The 19,200-nt window shown below is 66.2% G+C and carries 18 protein-coding genes; 5 read left to right on the top strand and 13 right to left on the bottom strand.

Features of this window, described 5'->3' with window-relative positions; translation table 11 throughout:
• Both Q9R39_RS13385 and dnaB read right to left on the bottom strand, forming a co-directional pair.
• The coding region (locus Q9R39_RS13385) for an HNH endonuclease (RefSeq protein WP_311277621.1) at nt 1-606 on the bottom strand (606 nt) is incomplete at its 3' end.
• A gap of 645 nt (nt 607-1,251) precedes the next feature.
• Nucleotides 1,252-3,480: a replicative DNA helicase gene (dnaB, locus tag Q9R39_RS13380; RefSeq protein WP_065629486.1), complete on the bottom strand. Its 2,229-nt coding sequence runs from the start codon at nt 3,478-3,480 to the stop codon at nt 1,252-1,254.
• Nucleotides 3,481-4,049: 569 nt separating this feature from the next.
• On the opposite strand from dnaB, the gene Q9R39_RS13375 reads away from it, so the two are divergent.
• Nucleotides 4,050-4,712 carry a hypothetical protein gene (locus Q9R39_RS13375; RefSeq protein WP_311277619.1) on the top strand — a complete coding sequence of 221 codons (663 nt, stop codon included), beginning with the start codon at nt 4,050-4,052 and terminating at the stop codon, nt 4,710-4,712.
• Nucleotides 4,713-4,794: 82 nt separating this feature from the next.
• Here Q9R39_RS13375 and rplI read toward each other — a convergent pair whose 3' ends face one another.
• From rplI to rpsF, 4 genes are all read right to left on the bottom strand, one after another.
• Complete coding sequence (gene rplI, locus Q9R39_RS13370) at nt 4,795-5,250, bottom strand: 50S ribosomal protein L9 (protein WP_058252880.1); 456 nt, start codon at nt 5,248-5,250, stop codon at nt 4,795-4,797.
• A gap of 19 nt (nt 5,251-5,269) precedes the next feature.
• Nucleotides 5,270-5,527, bottom strand: coding sequence for a 30S ribosomal protein S18 (gene rpsR / locus Q9R39_RS13365; protein WP_004020662.1), 258 nt, complete (start codon nt 5,525-5,527; stop codon nt 5,270-5,272).
• An 86-nt stretch (nt 5,528-5,613) separates the two neighbouring features.
• Nucleotides 5,614-6,135 (bottom strand): single-stranded DNA-binding protein, encoded by a 522-nt coding sequence (locus tag Q9R39_RS13360; RefSeq protein WP_058252881.1) that lies wholly within the window; start codon nt 6,133-6,135, stop codon nt 5,614-5,616.
• Nucleotides 6,136-6,249: 114 nt separating this feature from the next.
• Entirely contained in the window at nt 6,250-6,531 is a 282-nt protein-coding gene (gene rpsF / locus Q9R39_RS13355) for a 30S ribosomal protein S6 (protein WP_058252882.1), read from the bottom strand.
• Between the two features lie 167 nt (nt 6,532-6,698).
• Between rpsF and Q9R39_RS13350 the strand changes: the two genes are divergently transcribed.
• Nucleotides 6,699-8,183 (top strand): hypothetical protein, encoded by a 1,485-nt coding sequence (locus Q9R39_RS13350; protein ID WP_311277618.1) that lies wholly within the window; start codon nt 6,699-6,701, stop codon nt 8,181-8,183.
• The gene (locus tag Q9R39_RS13345) at nt 8,180-8,752 is read left to right on the top strand and encodes a GNAT family N-acetyltransferase (RefSeq protein WP_226511917.1); all 573 of its coding nucleotides are present in this window, start codon (nt 8,180-8,182) and stop codon (nt 8,750-8,752) included. Before Q9R39_RS13350 ends, Q9R39_RS13345 begins: the two co-directional genes overlap by 4 nt.
• A 4-nt stretch (nt 8,753-8,756) precedes the next feature.
• Here the strand turns inward: Q9R39_RS13345 and Q9R39_RS13340 are convergent, their stop codons facing one another.
• The 5 genes from Q9R39_RS13340 to Q9R39_RS13320 form a co-directional block, all read right to left on the bottom strand.
• On the bottom strand, nt 8,757-9,164 hold the full coding sequence (locus tag Q9R39_RS13340; RefSeq protein WP_058252885.1) for a hypothetical protein: 408 nt from the start codon (nt 9,162-9,164) through the stop codon (nt 8,757-8,759).
• A gap of 36 nt (nt 9,165-9,200) precedes the next feature.
• Nucleotides 9,201-10,139, bottom strand: coding sequence for a hypothetical protein (locus Q9R39_RS13335; protein ID WP_065629489.1), 939 nt, complete (start codon nt 10,137-10,139; stop codon nt 9,201-9,203).
• A gap of 52 nt (nt 10,140-10,191) precedes the next feature.
• Nucleotides 10,192-11,838 carry a glycosyltransferase family 87 protein gene (locus Q9R39_RS13330; protein ID WP_165630764.1) on the bottom strand — a complete coding sequence of 549 codons (1,647 nt, stop codon included), beginning with the start codon at nt 11,836-11,838 and terminating at the stop codon, nt 10,192-10,194.
• A complete protein-coding gene (locus tag Q9R39_RS13325) occupies nt 11,795-14,146 on the bottom strand; it encodes a transglycosylase domain-containing protein (protein ID WP_311277617.1) in 2,352 nt (783 codons plus the stop codon). The genes Q9R39_RS13330 and Q9R39_RS13325 overlap by 44 nt, the downstream gene beginning before the upstream one ends.
• Nucleotides 14,147-14,273: 127 nt before the next feature.
• Nucleotides 14,274-14,666, bottom strand: coding sequence for a DUF5318 family protein (locus Q9R39_RS13320; protein ID WP_065629491.1), 393 nt, complete (start codon nt 14,664-14,666; stop codon nt 14,274-14,276).
• A gap of 274 nt (nt 14,667-14,940) precedes the next feature.
• Between Q9R39_RS13320 and Q9R39_RS13315 the strand changes: the two genes are divergently transcribed.
• Nucleotides 14,941-15,702, top strand: coding sequence for a PadR family transcriptional regulator (locus Q9R39_RS13315; RefSeq protein WP_078112529.1), 762 nt, complete (start codon nt 14,941-14,943; stop codon nt 15,700-15,702).
• Entirely contained in the window at nt 15,695-16,786 is a 1,092-nt protein-coding gene (locus Q9R39_RS13310) for an inositol-3-phosphate synthase (RefSeq protein WP_078112528.1), read from the top strand. The genes Q9R39_RS13315 and Q9R39_RS13310 overlap by 8 nt, the downstream gene beginning before the upstream one ends.
• Nucleotides 16,787-16,921: 135 nt before the next feature.
• Here Q9R39_RS13310 and Q9R39_RS13305 read toward each other — a convergent pair whose 3' ends face one another.
• Both Q9R39_RS13305 and Q9R39_RS13300 read right to left on the bottom strand, forming a co-directional pair.
• Nucleotides 16,922-17,542 carry a bifunctional 2-polyprenyl-6-hydroxyphenol methylase/3-demethylubiquinol 3-O-methyltransferase UbiG gene (locus Q9R39_RS13305; RefSeq protein ID WP_171011644.1) on the bottom strand — a complete coding sequence of 207 codons (621 nt, stop codon included), beginning with the start codon at nt 17,540-17,542 and terminating at the stop codon, nt 16,922-16,924.
• Nucleotides 17,529-19,199, bottom strand: a complete 1,671-nt coding sequence (locus tag Q9R39_RS13300; protein ID WP_311277616.1) for a M13-type metalloendopeptidase — start codon at nt 19,197-19,199, stop codon at nt 17,529-17,531. Before Q9R39_RS13300 ends, Q9R39_RS13305 begins: the two co-directional genes overlap by 14 nt.
• Between the last annotated feature and the right edge of the window lies 1 nt (nt 19,200).

Genomic DNA, 19,200 nt, shown 5'->3' with positions numbered 1-19,200 from the left:
AACCTCTTCACGCACTGTGTCGAGCGCGTATCGGAGGGACAAGCCGAATACGTCCTCGAGAACGACGGCCACGCGGCGAGACCTCCCGTCCAGTTCGACGACCGATACACCGTCGGTTCGCTGATAGGTGCGTCCTTCGTACTCGATCGGGGGGTGATGGGTTGTATAGTCCTCGGCATATGAGGCAGCTAGTAGGTCTGGAAATCGTCTGCGCAGGACGTTAAGGACGACGCCGCCAAGGGCCTTGATCGCACCCGCCGCAGCCTCGTCGGCTACGTCAGCCGCGGTGATTGCAAGGAGAACCTTAGTGATGTGGGTGTCTCGACGGAACCGGTCGAGGTTGCGCTGAACTGTCTCCGCTCTACTCCTCGCGCGTTTGAGTTGCGATTCGACGCGCGGCGCGTGCTGGTACACCTCATTGGCCTTTTCCTGATTGCAGGGCCCGCAGATCGGGGCAAGGTTTTCCACCGCGTCGAGGTCGAACGCAGTTGTGGCAGCCTCTCGCGGTCGCCCGGGAACGATATGGTCGATCTGCAGCTCACGAAACAGCTTTGGCGTGCGACACCAGTAGCACTTGCTGCCCCATGCCTCGGTGAGGGCGAGCAGCAGGAGTCAGTTGTGATCGCTGGAGGTGTTCGAGTACCTGGCGTCGATTGGGTTCATAGGCGGTCGGCATTCGGGCGGCGAGCGCCCGTCACGGTGCGGGACCTGACCAGCGTGTGTGGCAGCACACAGTCAATTTACCTTGGGGCGGAGTGCCACGGCCCGCAGTCAACGAAGAATCCAAGGGTTCAGTCCGCCGTGTCGATAACGGGCCTGGCCTCATGAATCCAGCCACTCCCCATCATCGGGTATCCCCGAACTCTCAACGGGCTCAGCGCACTCGACGAGATGGCTCCGGCCGCCACCGGCCAATAGCGAACTAGGATCCGAGGACCAACTCTGCTCGTACGGGCAGATCGCATCGTGCCTACTACGGCACCGAGTGCAGACGCGGAGCCCTGGTTCGACGTTTCGGACTGTCCGAGGATCGGCTATTCCACAGGTGACCGACATACAACCCGGAATACGACACCATCCCCGGAATCGGTACGACAGCATTGGCGGAATCCGACATTGTGCCCGGAACCAGAAAACATCAGCCGACATCGAAGCCCGGAATAACGGATTGGCCGACAATGACGCCGACACCGAGTCCGGAAACCGACAACTTTCGCCGGAACCTACAGGTCGTCGTGGTGATGTGCGTTCCTACCCCCGCGCCATGTCCACGAACCGGCTCAGATGTAGCTGGTGCGCAACGGTAATGGTGGCAGTGGGCCCGTTACGGTGCTTGCCGACGATGATGTCGGCCTCGCCGGCGCGCGGGTCGTCGCGCTCGATGGAGTCGGGGCGGTGCAGCAGGATGACCATGTCGGCGTCCTGCTCCAGCGAGCCGGACTCACGGAGATCCGACACCTGGGGCTTCTTGTCGGTACGTTGCTCGGGACCACGGTTGAGCTGACTGATCGCGATCACCGGGACCTCGAGTTCCTTCGCCAGCAGCTTCAACTGACGGGAGAACTCCGACACCTCCTGCTGGCGGGACTCGACCTTCTTACCCGACGTCATCAGCTGCATGTAGTCCACCGCAACGACTTTCAGGTCGTGCCGCTGCTTGAGACGGCGCGCCTTGGCGCGGATCTCCATCATCGTGAGGTTGGGTGAGTCGTCGATGAAGAACGGCGCCTCGGAGATCTCCCCCATTCGACGTGCGAGCCGTGTCCAGTCGTCGTCGCTCATCGTGCCGGCACGCATGTCGGCGAGCTTGATCTTCGCCTCCGCCGACAGCAGGCGCATGACGATCTCAGTCTTGCTCATCTCCAGCGAGAACATGGCGGCGGTCAGGCCGTGTCCGATGGCCGCAGATCGCAGGAAGTCCATCGCCAGCGTCGAATTGTGCGTCGGGACCATCGCTTCACCCGCGAGATACAGGTGGTCGGCGTTGTCGACCTGCACGCAGCGCACCGGGACCGGATCGACGGGGCGAACGGCGACGACGCGTCGGACACCGGCCCGACGACGCAGCTCCTTGTGCCGAATCGCCTTGTGGTGCACGGTGAACACGTCTTCATCGGCGTCGACGCGCAACCAGCCCGTGGCCGACCGCTTGTAGTTGAAACCGAGGCCGGCCACGAGGTCGGCGACGACCGCCGTCATGTGCCGCGTCGCGGCGGGCACGGTGATCCAGCCGTCGTCGTCCACCGACGCGCGGGCATCCAGCAACCCCGCGAGCAGGGCACGACGCTGCGCGATCGAACCACGGAGATACTCGTACGGAATCCGGCCACCGAGGTCCGCCATCAGCGTCATGACGTCGACCGGGCCCTCCGCGTCGATGCGCATGCTGATCTCGGGATCGTCGAAGGCCATCCCGGCCAGCGCCGCCACCGTGTACGGGCCGTACGCGAACCGCTTGCGCGGCAACTCGAGCGGCGCGGTGTTGCGCACGACCGCGCAGCCGACGTGCGCCCGCAGACCGGCGGTGGTGATGACCCGCCGCTCGCCGTCGATCTCGGCCGCCCACTGGTGTTGCTCGTCGGCGACGATCGTCGCGCCGTCGTTGAATTCGATCTCGTAGCAGGGACGTTCGGTCATCACCTCGGTGGCGGCGACGACCCGGGTGGGCCGGCCGTGTGCATCGAGCAGGAGATCGCCGACCCCGACCTTGCCCATCGTGGTCCAGCCGGTGGGCGTCGGCAGCGGGGTGTCGAGCGCGAGCGCTTTGCCGACACCCGGACGCGCGGCGACGATGATCATCTGCCCGGGGTGCAGCCCGTTGGTGAGCTTGTCGAAATCGGCGAAGCCGGTCGGGACACCCAGCGAGATGCCGCCTCGCGACGCGATGGAGTCGATCTCGTCCATCGTCGGCTGCAAGAGATCCTCGAGCGGGACATAGTCCTCGGCGGTGCGCTTCTCGGTGACCTCGTACACCTCGGCCTGGGCGCGGTCGACCACCTCGGCGACATCCTGCCCGTCAGCGCCGGCGTAGCCGTACTGGACGATGCGCGTGCCGGCCTCCACGAGTCGACGCAGCAACGCCTTCTCGGCGACGATCTCGGCGTAGTAGCCGGCGTTCGCCGCGGTGGGCACCGTGGAGATCAGCGTGTGCAGGTACGGCGCACCACCGATGCGCTTGAGCTCGCCCGCCCGCTCGAGTTCCGCGGCGACCGTCACCGCGTCGGCGGGCTCGCCTTTCGAGTACAGGGTGAGGATCGCCTCGAAGACCGCCTGATGGGCCGGACGGTAGAAGTCGCCGGTGCGGATCTTCTCGACGACGTCGGCGACCGCGTCCTTGGACAACAACATGCCACCGAGCACCGATTGCTCGGCGGCGAGGTCCTGCGGGGGCTGCCTACCGAAGTCCTCGGCAGGGATCTCGTCTTCCCGGCCTCGCCCACCGGCAGCGGGGCCGCGCCCGCGGTCATCCACAACAGCCACGCGTGTCAAACCTCTCGCAACGTTCGATCCCACCCGACATCGAATGAGTACGACCCTGAGTCTGGTGTCGGCCCCGGTAGGCCACGTCGCGAGTCCCCGGTGTCGACGTCGTGTTCTGGTCAGTCTCTTCCTATCGGGTGGCACCGACAGCGAAGTGTCGTGTGCGCCGAGACGGACGGAGACGCTGAGGCGTGACACTAGGACGTCTGCGACCGCTACTCAAACCGACCTGTTGACGGATCTGGGGAACACTTGTGGACGGTGTGTGAGTTGCGCGGGGACGAGTTGTGCAGCCTTTGTGGACAACCTGAGGAATCAGGGTGTGAACAACCCTGTTTGCGCAGGTCAGCGCCATCACTAATTTCCACAATCAAGTAATTGGAAATCCTTTGTACTTCTTCGGCGCGTCGTCTTGCGGGCGTGTTGCGGACACCTGTTCAACTCCCCATGGCGAATATTCGGGTGAACATCCGGTGTGGTCTGCGTTACACCTGGCCAGACGGGCCGGGCAACGCCGGTTCGCACGATTCTGCGGCGATCGCCGACGACGTCCCCACGGGTGTGATGCAATGACGATCGTGTCGAGGTTGGGGTTGAGGTCCGTCGTCGTCCGTCGTGCGGTCACCGTACTGGCGGCCCTGACCGCTGCCGCCGGGCTGGCGGCGGCCCCGCCGACGTCCGCCGCGCCAGGCCCCTCGATGCCCGTCGAGTTCGATCTGTCGCGCTATCAGCCGGTCGCCCCGACGACGTTCCGATCGCTGGCCTACGTCGACAACGGACGGTCCTTCTTCACCACCGGTAGGTGGGTGTGCGAGATCGGTCCCGGCTACCGCTACGTCGGCTGCGCAGGCCGTCCCGCGACCGCCCCGCCGAACGCGACCGGCGCGGTCATCTCCGACGACCAGCAGGGCCCGTGGTGGGCGCGTGCCGATCAGACCTACCGGTTCGGCCCGGAGAGCGGCTTCCGGCCACCGGTCCTCGGTGTCGGCAAACGGGTCACCATCGAAGGCGTCACGTGCACCGTGCCCCGTCGCGACACCGTCGCCTGCCGCACCGGCGACCGCGCTCTCATCTTCACGCCCGCCTGGCACAAGTTCTTCTTCCCGTCCTGGGATACCCTCCGACCGGGCAACAATGCGGTCGACCACAGCGCCAACCCGGCACCGCAGTACCTTCCGCCGCGACTGCAGTACTGGAACCAGCTGCCGGCCAGTCCGCCTGCGCCGAAATAGGGGCCCAGCGGAGGCGCTCAACAGACACGACAAGGCCGGGTGGAGGATCTCCACCCGGCCTTGTGTATGTAGAACGCTGAGGTCAGCTCGCGGCGACGACGGCGAGCTGGACGGTCGCCGAGACCTGCGGGTGCAGGTTGACGACGACCGGGTAGCTACCGGTGGCCTTGATGTGCCCCTTGGGCAGCTCGACGCTGCGCTTGTCGAGGGTCGGACCGCCCGCGGTCTTGATGGCACCGGCGACGTCTGCCGCGGTAACCGAACCGAAGAGCTTGCCCGAGTCGTGGGTCTTGACGTCCAGCGAGACGTCGGCGAGACCCTCGAGGGCCTGCTTCAGCTCGTTGGCGTGCTCGAGACCGCGGACCTCGCGGGCCTCCTGTGCCCGACGGATGCCTTCGACCTGCTTCTCGGCGCCGCGGGTGGCCTTGATGGCCAGGCCGCGGGGCAGCAGGTAGTTGCGGCCGTAGCCGTCCTTGACCACGACGATGTCGCCGGCTTCGCCGAGGTTCTCCACGGCGGCGGTGAGGATGAGCTTCATGTCAACTGATCCTTTCCGCTTATCGGCTGGTCGAGGTGAAGGGCAGCAGGGCCACCTCACGCGAGTTCTTCACTGCCACAGCGACGTCGCGCTGATGCTGCACGCAGTTACCGGTCACGCGACGCGACCGGATCTTGCCCCGGTCGGACAGGAAACGACGCAGCAGCGCGGTGTCCTTGTAGTCGATGACGGCCTTCTTGTCCTTGCAGAAGCTGCACGCCTTGGTCTTGGTGACCTTCTCGACGCGAGGCTTCCGGCTCGGCTTTGCCTTTGCCATGTGTGTGTTGCTCCAGTCAATGCTGTCGGGAACGGTCGCTGCCGTTCCCGGGCTGTTCGGGGCGGATCATCGTGCCCCGACCGATATCAGAAAGGTGGTTCGTCGTCCCCGCCGCCGAACGATCCCCCGCTGTTGCTGGCAGGCGCGCTGCCCCAGGGATCGTCGGCAACCTGCTGGTTCGAACCGCCGCCGCGGCCACCGCCGCCGCCCGATCCGAATCCACCGCCGCCACCGCCACCGCCGCGCGAGGCCCGATTGACCTTGGCGGTGGCGTAGCGCAGCGAGGGGCCGATCTCGTCGACCTCGAGTTCCACGACCGTGCGTCGTTCACCCTCTTTGGTTTCGTAGGACCGCTGCTTGAGCCGTCCCTGCACGATCACCCGGGAGCCCTTGGTCAGGCTTTCGGTCACGTTCTCCGCGGCGTCGCGCCAGATGTTGCAGCGGAGGAACAGCGCTTCGCCGTCCTTCCACTCGTTGGTCTGGCGGTCGAAGGTGCGCGGGGTGGAAGCCACCGTGAAGTTGGCAACCGCTGCGCCGGACGGCGTGAACCGCAGTTCCGGGTCGGCGGTCAGATTGCCGATGACGGTGATGACCGTGTCGCCTGCCATGTGTGTTTCCCCTCGGGTCGTTGGTGGGCACTCGATGATCGACATGCACCGGATTCTGGGCTCAACCCTAGAACCCGGTACCGACGTCTTCAGACGATCAAGAAACCCTGTGGATTACTTCCGCAGGACCTTGGTGCGCAGAACCGACTCGTTCAGCTTCAGCTGACGATCGAGCTCGGAGACCGTGGCGGGCTCGGCATTGAGATCGATGACGGCGTAGATGCCCTCGTTGTGCTTGAGGATCTCGTAGGCGAGTCGGCGCTTGCCCCAGATGTCGACGCCGTCCACCGAACCGCCGTCCTTACGGACAACGTTGAGGAAAGTATCGAGTGAGGGTGCGACGGTGCGCTCGTCCAGATTCGGATCGAGGATGACCATCAATTCGTAGTGACGCATAAGACCACATCACCTCCTATGGGCTAGGTCGGCCACGGACTGTCCGTGGCAGGAGGGTCGCCTGCGTCGGCAACCGGTCCAAGATACATGACCTGCCCGTTCGCAGAGAAATCCGTGGTCGCGGGCCGCCTCGGCGACGCATCATGGGACCACCTACGCTGTTGCCCATGTCGGAGCGGCGGACAACCCCGGGCCGGTGGTCGGCGCGGCTCTCCGGCCGTGGTGAGACGGTCGTGATCGTCCTCGTCTCGGTGTTGGCGACAGCCGCGACGATGTTCTGGAGTTTCCAGTCGAAGCTGCGGTGCGGCGGCGCCCCGTTCGATGCACTCGGACGTAGCGACAACTGGCCGACCGGCGATCCGGACGCGGTGGTCCCCTGCTACTCGGACCTGATGTATCTCTGGCTCGGTCGCGACATCAACACGCACGTCTTTCCCTACGTCCACGGTGGGATCACATCGGACGGGACTCTGTTCGGTGGCGTCGTCGAATATCCGGTGCTCTCCGGCGTGCTCATGTTCGTCGGTGCGGTCGGCGCCGACACCGACACCGAGTTCTTCACCCAGTCGGCGCTCCTGTTGGCGCCGTTCGGTTTCGCGATCACCGTGCTGCTCGCATCGATGGTGCGCTGGTGGGCCTTGCTCTGGGCCGCGACACCTCCGCTGGTGCTGTACTCCTTCCACAACTGGGAGCTCCCGGTCGTCGCCACCGCCGTCGGGGCCGTCGCGGTGATGGCGTGGGGCGCGTCGGTCCACCCCGTGACCCGTCGACGACGACTGCCGCTTCGTACGAGCGCGGTGATCGCGGCGGTTCTGCTCGCGATCGGTTTCTGCCTCAAGCTCTACCCGGGGATCTTCGTATTGCCGCTGGCGGCATACGTTCTCACGCGCGGAGCCGGTGGAGCGCGCATGGTCGAGCAACGACGAGACGCCCGCGGCGGTCTCGACTGGACGGGCGCCGGTTGGGCTGCGGGCGCTGCCGTCGGAACGGTGGTCGCGATCCAGCTGCCATTCATGGTGCTCGGATTCGACGGGTGGAAGGCGGCGCTGTCGTTCCAGAGCCGACGACGAGCCGACGTCGACACCAATTCCATCTGGTACTGGGGGCTGCGCTACGTCACCGGAACCGGTGACACCTACCACTCGGTGGTCAGTGTGCTGTCGCCGCTGCTGATCCTCACGTCATTCGGGGTCGCGATGTACCTCGGGTGGCGCCGCTTCGACCGCGTCGGCACCTTCCCCTGGATCGGCGTGAGCGGCGCGATGCTCGCGGGTTTCATGCTGTTCCACAAGGTCCACTCCCCGCAGTACACGCTCTGGATCCTGCCGTTCTTCGTTCTGATGAAGGTCCGTTGGCCGGTGATCTTGACGTACCTGCTCACCGACCTCGCCCTCGACCTGACGATCTTCCGGCTGTTCCCGATCCGCGATGCCGGCGAGCCGCTGCCGTGGTGGATCGTCACCGGCGTCGCCGGTTCGGTGTGGGTGCACGCCGCCCTGCTGGCCTACCTGATCGTGACCCTCCCGCGGACCCCGCTCCGAGAACCGTTGGCCTCCCGGGTGGCCGCACGCGTGCACGCGGCCACCGATCGGGAGTCCGCTGACGCACCCCGGCACCCGCCGCGCAACGCGATGGCGAAAGGCTCGTCATGACTTCCTGGTTGGCGACCGGCCCCCTGGTGCACGGACGAGTCACGTTGCGACCGATCAGCATCGAGGACATCGGACCGTTGGCGCGCGTGGTCGACGACCCGACCCGATTCCGGTGGGTCCCCGGAGTGCCGACGGACGAGGACAGTGCCCGTCGGTTCGTCGACTCGGCGCTCCGTTCCCGGGTGGCGTTCGCCGTGGTCGACAACACCGACGGCAGTGTCGTCGGGTCGACGAGTTTCTACGACATCGACGAGGCCAACCGGGCAGCTTGCATCGGGTACACCTTCTACAGCGAACGCGTCCAGGGAACCGCGGTGAACCCCACCGCCAAGTTCCTGCTGATGCGCCATGCGTTCGAGGAGCGCGGCGCCGTCCGCCTCACCTGGCACACCCACGAGAACAACACTCAGTCCCGCGCCGCGATCACCAAACTGGGTGCCAACTTCGAGGGTCTGCTGCGCAAGCACCGCCGATTCGGCGACGGCTGGCGCACGACCGCCTTGTACGCGATGACCGACGACGAGTGGCCGTCGGCGAGAGATCGCCTGTTACAACGAATCTCTCCCTGACGACCTAGGGATTCGCGGTGTGCTCGGGATGGCCCTGGGTGCGCCGGTCTTCTTTCATCCGCGCCTCGTGCACGTGTCGCTGACCGTCGGTCAGGTCGGCTCGAACCCGGTTGACGTACTCGCGCAACGGGCCCCAGTAGGTGTCGTCGAATTCCTCGACGACCTGGAATGTCCAGCGCCCCTCGAGAACGTTGCGACCCACCAACTCGGTGGACAGCTCGTCGGCGAACTCCCCGTGTCCGGCCTTTCGTAATTCGTCCACTGCTTCCCCGAGCAGCAGATCGCCGCGTCCGATGAGTTGGTGGAACGAATAGAGGTGGCCGCGGGCGCGCTCGATGTACTCGAGCGCCTCCCCCACCTTGCCGACCGCTTCCGCGGTGTCGTCCGAGATGTGTGGTGCGGTATCCGACATGATCCGTCATTACCCACCGGAGCGGTCACCCAACCGTCAGTACTCCCCGTGGTAGGAGTGCCGGTAGCGATCGCCCTCGAGCGACGCCCTGATCTCACCGACCTCGCCTCCTAGTGCGGTGTTGATCTTGTGCCCCAGCCGCTCGAACTCCTCGTGTGCGGCAGCCGATCTGGAGGTGAGCGCGGCGAGCGTGGACAGCCAGCGGTGTACGGCGCGCAGGTCGTCCGTCGTCAACGGTCCCCTCACCCAGTTCTCGCGTTCCCACGTCTGTCGTTCCCATGCCTGCCACGGATGATCCCAGCCGCTCGGCGGCGAGATGGCGAAGAGGCCCCGCACGATGACGTCGTTGCGGTCGATGCCCGCATCCGCACGCCACCCGTCGACGACCCTCGAGTAGGCGACGTAATCGGCCGCGGTCCACGTCGACTCGCGAAGGTCCCGCCAGCCGGCACGGCGCAGCGACCTGGCCACTTTGCTCTCGAGGACCGGACTCGGATGTTTCGGCTCCCCGGCGCCCGCGAAGTAGAGAAACCAGGTGAAACCGGCCGGACCCAGACGCTCGATCATGTTGCCGCCCTTGTCGGGCCGAAGCATCGCATACGCCGCGCCGGGCTCCTCGCGGCCCGTCTCGGCCGCGTCTCTCAGCAGCCCGCCGAGGTACTTCCGGTCGGCGGACACCGCGGCGATCCGCTTCTTGCCGTCGGAGGTGCGGCGGCCGAGACAGAACGCGACGACGTTCCACAGCAACGCAATCGCGTCGTCGGGCGAGTCGGTGGCCCGAGACCCCAGCGCGAACAGGTCTGCTCTGCTGATCTTGTTGCCGAGCAACGAATCCGGGAGCCCGTGTTCGGCGAGCGCGTCCGTCCACCACTGCCGGTCGACGGCGACGGTGTCGGAGTGCAGTTCGGCGGCCCGGTCGCCCGCCGAGAGCCAGTCGGTGAGATCGTCGGGGAGAGCGAGTGTGGTGTGCTTCATGGTCGTTTGGACGCAGCGGGGCCCGGTTCGGTTCCGTCGCGTTCGGTGACCGTCATCCGCCCACCGGGGCCGGTTCCCGAGGACCATCCGCCGTGCCGAGCGTCCTCGCCCGGCGGCCGATCCGGTCGGGAGCACCGTCGAGGACACCACCGGCCGGGTCGTCGTACCATCGGCCGTCGTTCCCGCGGCGGACGAGGTCGTCGCGCGGATGCCAGATCTGCCAGAGGACGACGGCACAGAGGACCAGCACCATCAGTCCGCGGAGCACGACGGCTGCGGTGAACCACTGGTCGGGAAGCCAGCGACGTTCGGCCTCGAGGAACAGACTCATCCGCGGCACCCAGATCAGGGCGTCGAGCGTCATCCAGGCCAGCAGCAGTCGAGTATGTGGAATGGCAAGCACGGCAAGCGGAACCAGCCACAGCGAGTACTGGGGACTCCACACCTTGTTCACCAGCAGGAAGCCCGCCACCGCGAGAAAGGTCAGTTGGGCCACGCGGGGTCGGTGCGGCGCGAGGATTCCGATCGCGGCCACCGCCGCGATCACGGCGACCGTCAGACCCACCGACAACGCGTTCAGATAACCGATGTTCCATGTGAAACCAGCCGAGTCGGCCACGATCCGGTAGATGGTGTCGGGGTCCGCCGACCGATCGCCGTTGAATCGGAAGAACTCCCACCACCCCGTCGGGTACGGGATCAGGATCGGCAGGTTGACCGCCAGCCAGGCGCCGATCGCCGTCGCAGCCGTGATCCCGAACTCGCGGACTCTCCCGCTGCGCAGACAGAGCGCACCCAGCACCACCAACAGGAGTGCGGGATACAGCTTCGCGGCCGCGCCGAGCCCGATGAACAGGCCGGCCACCCAGAACTTCTCCCGCGACCAGGCCAGCAGGGCCACCGCGACGGCCGCGGTGGCGATGGCGTCGAAGTTGGTGAACGCGTGGACGACGACGAGGGGGGACAGCGCCACCAGCCATACCGTCCACATGCGGGTTCGCGCGGTGAGGGCCGTCGCCCAGACGGTCACGAGCCAGAACGCCGCCAACGCCAGGGCGGCGATGGTGAAGAACAGCACGACGTCGAGCGCGCCGGGGACACCCCAGTTGGCCTCGGCCCAGACCCAGCCCTGCGTCAGCTGCGCCGCGCCGTACATGAACATCCCGGTGACGACCGGATACTCCATGTACCGCTTGATGGTCTCGCCTTCGGAGCCCTCCTGGAACCAGAAGTCGCGGTAGGGCAGCGCTCCCCGGTTGAGGCGTTCCGCCCCGAACAGGCTGATCACGTCGGAGTAGCAGAGGTTGGTGAACTGACGCTGATCGTCCCAGTCGAGCCGCATCTCGGCGCTCGCGCCGGCGGCCCCGGAGTCGGCCGGCGCCTGTTGCAGGCACCCGGCCTTGCCGAACCAGCCAAGCGCGAGTCCGCACAACGCGAGCGCGAAGAGCACCCGCAGCGGAGTCAGATGCCGGCCGCGCCCGATGACGGCGTGCGCCCCGACCGGCCCGCCGACGAGCGAACTCGCCTCTCGCACCAGACCGTCCGTGCGCGTCGGCAAGATGCGTGCATCGTCGACACGCTGATCGCTCGCCAGTGGTGCAGGGCTGTCCCAGACGGGTTCAGAGCCGCTCGCCGCGGAGTCGGCCGGGTCCGGGTCAGCCGATGGGCGGTTCAGGGACTCCTCCGCCACCGTCTCCACCGCCGCCGGGTATGCCGCCGAGGTCGCCACCGTCGCCACCACCGGCGTCGCCACCACCGTCGCCACCACCGGGGCTGTTCCCGCCGCCGGCGCCACCACCGCCGCCGTTGCGCGGAGCGCCCGGGATCGGGATCGTCACGCCTGGTGCGAGGGTGAGGTTGCCGTCACCGCCCTGGTCGGGGATGTCGAAGTTCGGTATGGAAGGCCCACGTCGGGGCTGCGACGGCGCGTACGTGGTAGCCGGTGCCTCATACGGCACTCCCGCCACGCCGCCGACCGATTCCGGCTCGGGGAACTGCTTGATCTCCTTGCCCTCGAGCGCGGCATCCATCGCCGACTTCCAGATCGACGACGGCAGGCCGCTGCCGTAGATCGACGCGCCGTTGTAGTTCGTCAGGGCTGTGCCGTCGCTGGTGCCTACCCAGACCGCGGTCGACAGCTGCGGGGTGTACCCGACCATCCACGCGTCCTTGTTCTGCCCGGTGTCGCCGAGCTGGACGGTGCCGGTCTTGGCCGCCGACGGCCGCGAACCAAGAGACGAGTCGTAGAGCGAGTTGCCGTTGGAGTATGCCGCCACCGGTTCGAGGGCCGCGCTGACGTTGTCGGCGACCTTCGCGGGGAAGACGCGCTTGCCCTCGGTCTTGCGCTCGTAGAGGACCTGCCCCTCGGCGTCGACGACCTTCTGGACGAAGTGCGGCTCGTGGTAGACACCCGATGCCGCGAGCGTGGCGTATGCCGAGGCCATGTCGATGACCCGGGACTGATACTGGCCCAGGACCACACCGCCTTCGGGCTCGCCGTTGGCCTCCTGCAGGGTGTGCTCGATGTTGCCGAAGGACTCGGCCACACCCGCGCGGTGCGCGGCGTCGGCGACCGCCCGGGCACCACCGTCGAGGTCCATCATCAGGCGGTAGTACACCGTGTTGAGGGACATCTTCATCGCCGTCGCGAGGTTGCAGGTACCGCAGCTCTCACCGTCGGAGTTCTCGACGGTGAGTCCGCCGCTGGCCTGGAACGGCGCGGAGCTGTAGGTCTTCGACAACGGGATGTCCTGTTCGAGTGCCGCGACGAGCGCGAACACCTTGAACGACGACCCGGTCTGCAGGCCCGCCTGGGCGAGGTCCCAGCCGCCCGGGTTGTCGCCGCCGTAGTAGCCACGGACCCCGCCGGTCTGCGGGTCGATGGACACCACCGACGCGAGCAGGTCGTCGGGTTCGCCGTTCAGCTCGCCGTCGGGGCACTTGTAGATCCGGTTCTTGCGGCAGGCCGCCTGGACGACGCCGTTCTGGACCTGCGGGTCGATCGTGGTGCTGATCTTGAGACCGCCGGTCCGCAGTTGCTTGTCGGTGATGCCGATGCGGTTGAGCTCGGCGAGGACCTGTCGCTTGATGAGGCCGTTGGGCCCGGGGGTCTCGTCGGAGTCGCTGACACGCGCCTTGACGGTCTTGGGGAAGACCGCGTTGTCGGCCTGCGCGCGGGTGATGGCACCGGTCGCGACCATGCCGTCGAGGACGTAACGCCAGCGCGCCTCGGTGACCTCGCGGTTGGTGTCCGGGTCGTAGTAGGACGGCGCGCGGATGACCGCCGACAACAGCGCGGCCTCTTCGAAGGTGAGCGGGTTGCGCTCGGCGCGACGCTTGTCGGTGATCGACTTGTTGAAGAACTTCTGCGCGGCCACCGCGACGCCGTAGGCGCCCCGGCCGAAGTAGATCGTGTTGAGGTAGGCCTCGAGGATCTTCTCCTTCGACCAGCCGTGCCGGTCGTTCATCTTCGCGGCGATCGCGAGCTCTTTGAACTTCCGGGAGTAGCTGACCTCGTCACCGACGATCGCGTTCTTGACGTACTGCTGCGTGATGGTCGAGCCACCGCCGGCGGTCTGGTTGCCGGTGATCTGACCGATGGCAGCGCGGGACAGGCCGCGGGGCGAGAAGCCGTTGTTGGTCCAGAACTCCCGGTCCTCGGCGGCGACGATCGCCTGCTTCATCGTCTCGGGGATCTCGTCGAACGGGACGACCGTGCGGTTGCCGTCGGGCGAGGTGACGTCTGCGAGGGTCCGCCCGGACGTGTCGACGATGGTGGCCTTCTGGCTCACCTCCGGTTCGGGGATCTCGGCGGTGAAGTAGGTGGCCGCGAACGCGATGATGAGCACCAGCACGATCGCCGGCACGATGGCGCCCACGATCCCCAGCGCCCACGCGAACCGTCGGTGTCGTGTCGCTGTCTGACTTCTGTTCTGACCGCCGCCGCCCGGACCGGGTCGGACTCCGGTGCGTCGCGGCGTGGGCGAAGAACCACGTGCCTCGCTCATCGTCCACCTTCCTACCGGGTCGCACGGACATTCGTCATCCGGCGAGCACGGTCAACTTCTCTGGCCTCGTGCCGCTCCACTGTGACAGCAGGCCACCGCCCCGGGCAAAAAACCGCAGGCCGGCGCGCTACTTGGCCACGCGTCGGGATCGACGCGTGGTCTGCGGCGGCAGCCCGGCAACGTACGACTGGACCAGATGGTTCCAACTGCAGGTCCGGCACACCTCGACCACGTGCACCGAGAACTCCTCGGCGGTCGTCGCGAGCCGGGCGATCTCCTCGTTGCTGCGTGCCGACCCGCTCACCTGACCGAGGCGGTCGCCGAACACCCAGGACACCAGCGTGACCTGCTCTTTTCGGCAGATCGGGCACATCGTGGTGCTGGGTCGACCATGGAATTTCGCGGCGCGCAGGAGGTAGGGGCTCGCATCGCAGACCTCGGCAACGGCGGTCCGGCCCGCGTGGACCGAGGACAGCCGAGCGCGCCGCTGCAGGGCGTAGTCGACGATCTGGCGTTGCACGGTTCTCAGGGTACGTGGTCTCCGCCGGGGCGTCGGGCCGACGGGGTCCGGCACGCGGGTCCGACGGACCCACACCCGGGATGGTCGATCGCCGCGTGGTGGCGTCGTCGCGTGTCCGTCCTCCCGCCGACCGACCGCTCGTGGACACAGTTATATCGGTGCGATACATTGGCAAACACATCGGAACGAGGTGTCGGCTCGTCAGAGCGTGCCGGCACATCGATCCGAGGAAGTAGTGACAGTCATCGGCAGGACCGCGAAGGGGGGTGGCGAAGTGCTCGAGTTGGCCATTCTCGGACTGCTTCTCGAATCCCCCATGCACGGCTATGAGCTGCGCAAGCGGCTCACCGGCCTGCTCGGCGCCTTCCGTGCGTTCTCGTACGGATCGCTCTACCCGACGCTGCGTCGCATGCAGGCCGACGGCCTCATCGACGAACCGGAGACGCCCCTGGGCGTGAAGGTGCGGCGTGGCCGGCGCGTCTACCAGCTCACCGACGCGGGCCGGGAACGGTTCGCGGAGTTGGTCGCCGACACCGGACCCCAGAACTACACCGACGACGGTTTCGGTGTGCATCTGGCGTTCTTCAGCCGGACCCCCGCGGTCGCGCGCATGCGCATCCTCGAGGGTCGCAGGCGGCAGGTCGAGGAGCGTCGAGAAGGGTTGCGGGAGATCGTCGGGCGGTCCAACCGGGCCGTCGACCGGTACACCCGTCAGCTGCATCAGCTCAGCCTCGAATCCAGCGAACGCGAGGTCCGCTGGCTCAACGAGCTGATCGCGGCCGAGAGCTCCCAGCAGGACGGGTCGCCAGACCCGTTCGACGGACAGTTCGACGACGACCTCGCCGACGGCGAACGGTCACCGTTCGATCCGGGGCGGCCCACGGCCTCCACCGGACGAGCCGATGACGAACATCAAGACCCGGACTCGACGCCGAGCCGGGACGAACAGCTCGACGAACCCGAGCAACGGAAAACACCGGTTGCGCAGCGAACGACTGCGATGCCGCGAGAAGAAGGAGAACCCGACCATGGGTGAGCCCAATAAGGTGCGCGTTGCCATTGTGGGCGTAGGAAACTGCGCTTCATCCCTGGTGCAGGGCGTGCAGTACTACAAGGACGCCGACGAGAGCTCCACCGTTCCCGGCCTCATGCACGTGAGGTTCGGCCAGTACCACGTCCGCGACGTCGAGTTCGTCGCCGCGTTCGACGTCGACGCCAAGAAGGTCGGCTTCGACCTGTCCGACGCGATCTTCGCGAGCGAGAACAACACCATCAAGATCGCCGACGTGCCGCCGACCGGCGTCACCGTCCAGCGCGGCCACACTCTCGACGGCCTCGGCAAGTACTACCTCGAGACCATCACCGAGGCCGACGGCTCCGGTGTCGACATCGTCCAGGCCCTCAAGGACAACGAGGTCGACGTCCTCGTCAGCTACCTCCCCGTCGGCTCGGAGCAGGCCGACAAGTTCTACGCCCAGTGCTGCATCGACGCAGGCGTCGCGTTCGTCAACGCCCTGCCGGTGTTCATCGCCTCGGACCCCGAGTGGGCCCAGAAGTTCGCCGACGCCGGTGTCCCGATCGTCGGCGACGACATCAAGAGCCAGGTCGGCGCCACCATCACCCACCGTGTGATGGCGAAGCTGTTCGAGGATCGCGGCGTCACCCTCGACCGCACCTACCAGCTCAACGTCGGCGGCAACATGGACTTCAAGAACATGCTCGAGCGTGAGCGTCTGGAGTCGAAGAAGGTCTCCAAGACCCAGGCCGTGACCTCCAACCTGAACGGTCCGCTGGCCGGCAAGATCGCCGACAAGAACGTCCACATCGGCCCGTCGGACCACGTCGAGTGGCTCGACGACCGCAAGTGGGCCTACGTCCGCCTCGAGGGTCGCGCCTTCGGCGACGTGCCGCTCAACCTCGAGTACAAGCTCGAGGTCTGGGACTCCCCCAACTCGGCCGGCATCATCATCGACGCCGTGCGCGCCGCCAAGATCGCCAAGGACCGCGGTATCGGCGGACCGGTCATCCCGGCCTCGGCCTACCTGATGAAGTCCCCGCCGAAGCAGCTCGCCGACGACGTCGCGCGTCAGCAGCTCGAGGAGTTCATCATCGAGGCCTGAGTCTCGTCTAGAGATTCCACTGAACGTCCCCGTGTGCCGGAGTTCCGGCCGCACGGGGACGTTTCTCATCTGCTCGTCGCGAACCACCCCCGGCGGGCATCCGGGTTCCCACAGGTGGTGAGCCCGAGTGCACACTCACTGTGAAACGTCGATCCAAATGGCGAGTTCATCCGGTGACTGCGGATTCTGAACCACACTCTGGAAGCGGAAACCACACGTCGACAAGGCATCTAATTTGGCGCGATTCGCCGTCGGCGATTCGTAGAACCCCATCACAAATCTTCCGCCCGGAGCGGTGAGCGCGTGGACGCTCCGCAGCCACCGCTGGTTCGCGGCTTCAGCGAAGTCGATGTTGTCACCGACTGCCCAATAGACCAGATCGAACTGGCGGGGGAACCCCTCACCCACCACATCGCTCTGGCCGACCAGACCAAAGTTCTCCGGAACCTCTGAGAAGATCCGACGCGCCTCCCGGAGACGGGCGGCATCGATATCGACGCCGAAAGGGACGATGTCGTGCGGGGACCAATTCTGAAGGCATTTGAGGAGAAACCCGTTGGCGCAGCCGTAATCCAGCAGCGTGCCGGGCCGCGGAATGAGTCCGGCGAGGAATCGCCTGCTGTACTCCCATGCCTGCAACATCTCCGATCCGCTCTCTGGCAAGGAGATCCCGCTTCCCTCCAACAAATGGCGTAACACCTCGTCGTCGGAGACGAGGGACGCGAACGAATCGGTCGACACGTCAGCCCGACTCACCGGGCATCTCCTCGAGTATCCGACACAGCCGACGGGCCGGCTCGACCCACATCCGGTCTCCGCTGGTGGTGGCGTGGGCATCGTGAAAGTAGTCCAGATTTCGAAGAACCCAGTTGCATCTGACCTCAGCCGGGGGATGGGGATCGTAGGAGAGGCGATCATCGCGTTCGACATCGGTCGCGACTGAACGCATCATGGTGGCGTAGCCCCGGAAGAACTCACGCATCGCCTGCTGCCCAGGCGATGCATGACTCGTTGCGACCGCCGCAGCCCACACCCCGAGGTGGTCACAAAAGACCTCGTTGAGTGCGCGACCGGCGTCGATTGCGTACTCCAGCCGGGACATCGGATCAAAGAACGCCTTGTCACTCTGGTCGATCAGACTGTGCAGCCAGGCGGCCACCCGCCGGAGGTCTGACACCGTCATCGTTGATTGCGAGTCATCTCCGAAGTCGACCTCGGTGTGAAGGTCGATCGAATGGGCGAGTTCGTGTCCGACTATGCAACCGAACGTCCCAAAGCTGGCGCCCGGCGCACCGTTGTCGGCGAGGAAGGGTTCGTCGAGCAAGCCCCACGGAAGCAGGAGTTCCCCGCGACCCCGGTGGTAATACCCTGTTGCGCTGTACGCCCTCGCCGGGTCCCAGGCGGCGGCTTCCCGCCAATGCCGAGTTGCTCGCACGGCGGCAGCTTCAGTTCGAAATGCGTTGCGCACATTCTCATACGGGTTGTCCGAACACCGAAACTCCGCGGCAACCGGTCTCGCCTCCGGGAGACCGACTCGGATGGTGACCCGCTCGATCTGTTCGGCCAGATGGCGTCGGCCACCGTCTGAGAGCGGAAGATGACAGAGAATTTCCAGGAGAGCATTCCGGACATCGAGCGCGATCGACATCGCCTGCTCGACTCGGGATTCAGTGACGAAACGTTGTCGATACCTCTCCAGAATCTCCTTGGCGTAGAAGCGTTCCGTCAGCCGTTGACAGGCGAGCAGTCGTGCATCGGGGCTATCGCCACCCCGCAGTTGACCGTAGCGGCACCGGATCACTCGTGATCGCAACCACTCCCGAACGGCGGCGAGCGGGTGCGCGGTGAGTGCGTTCGCCACTGTCTCCACCGCTTCGACGTCCACGACCTGCACGTTCAGTTGTTCGGTCAATGCGACGCCCTGGATGTCGAGCCATCCGGTCCAGTCGAAACACGGGGCTCGATCGCAGAGGTCGAGGACAGAAACCCTCTCAGTTCGGTCCGCACTCCGGGTCCGGCATGCGTGAGCGAGGTCGAGCGAGAGGGCACTTGCCTGTGTGTCATCACAAGTAAACTGGTTCTGCGCTACGCCCGGGCCCGACCCACGGTCGTCCGTCTCGCCGGGAACCGTCCTCACGATCAGACGATTTGGCTTTTCCCCCGATTCGAGAATTGGTTCCGTTCGGACCGTGAGTTCCAGCGCGGCGGTCACACCCATCTCGTAGAGCTCGGCGAGCACACGGGGAAGGTCGGACGGCTCCCGCAGGGTGGATACAACCTGCAGCTCCTCGGCGCACACGATGTGCGGATCGACCAACGGATCCGATGCACTCATCGCTGCGGACCAGAATGTGAAGACAGGCGTGTCCTTCAGCTCGCACGCGATGGTATCTCGCACACGACTCTCGGCCATT

This window comes from Gordonia sp. AC31 (assembly GCF_031844505.1).
GTDB classification, from domain to species: Bacteria; Actinomycetota; Actinomycetes; order Mycobacteriales; family Mycobacteriaceae; genus Gordonia; species Gordonia hongkongensis.
Note: the sequence above shows the minus strand (reverse complement) of the source record. Positions and strands in the feature narration are given on the sequence as shown.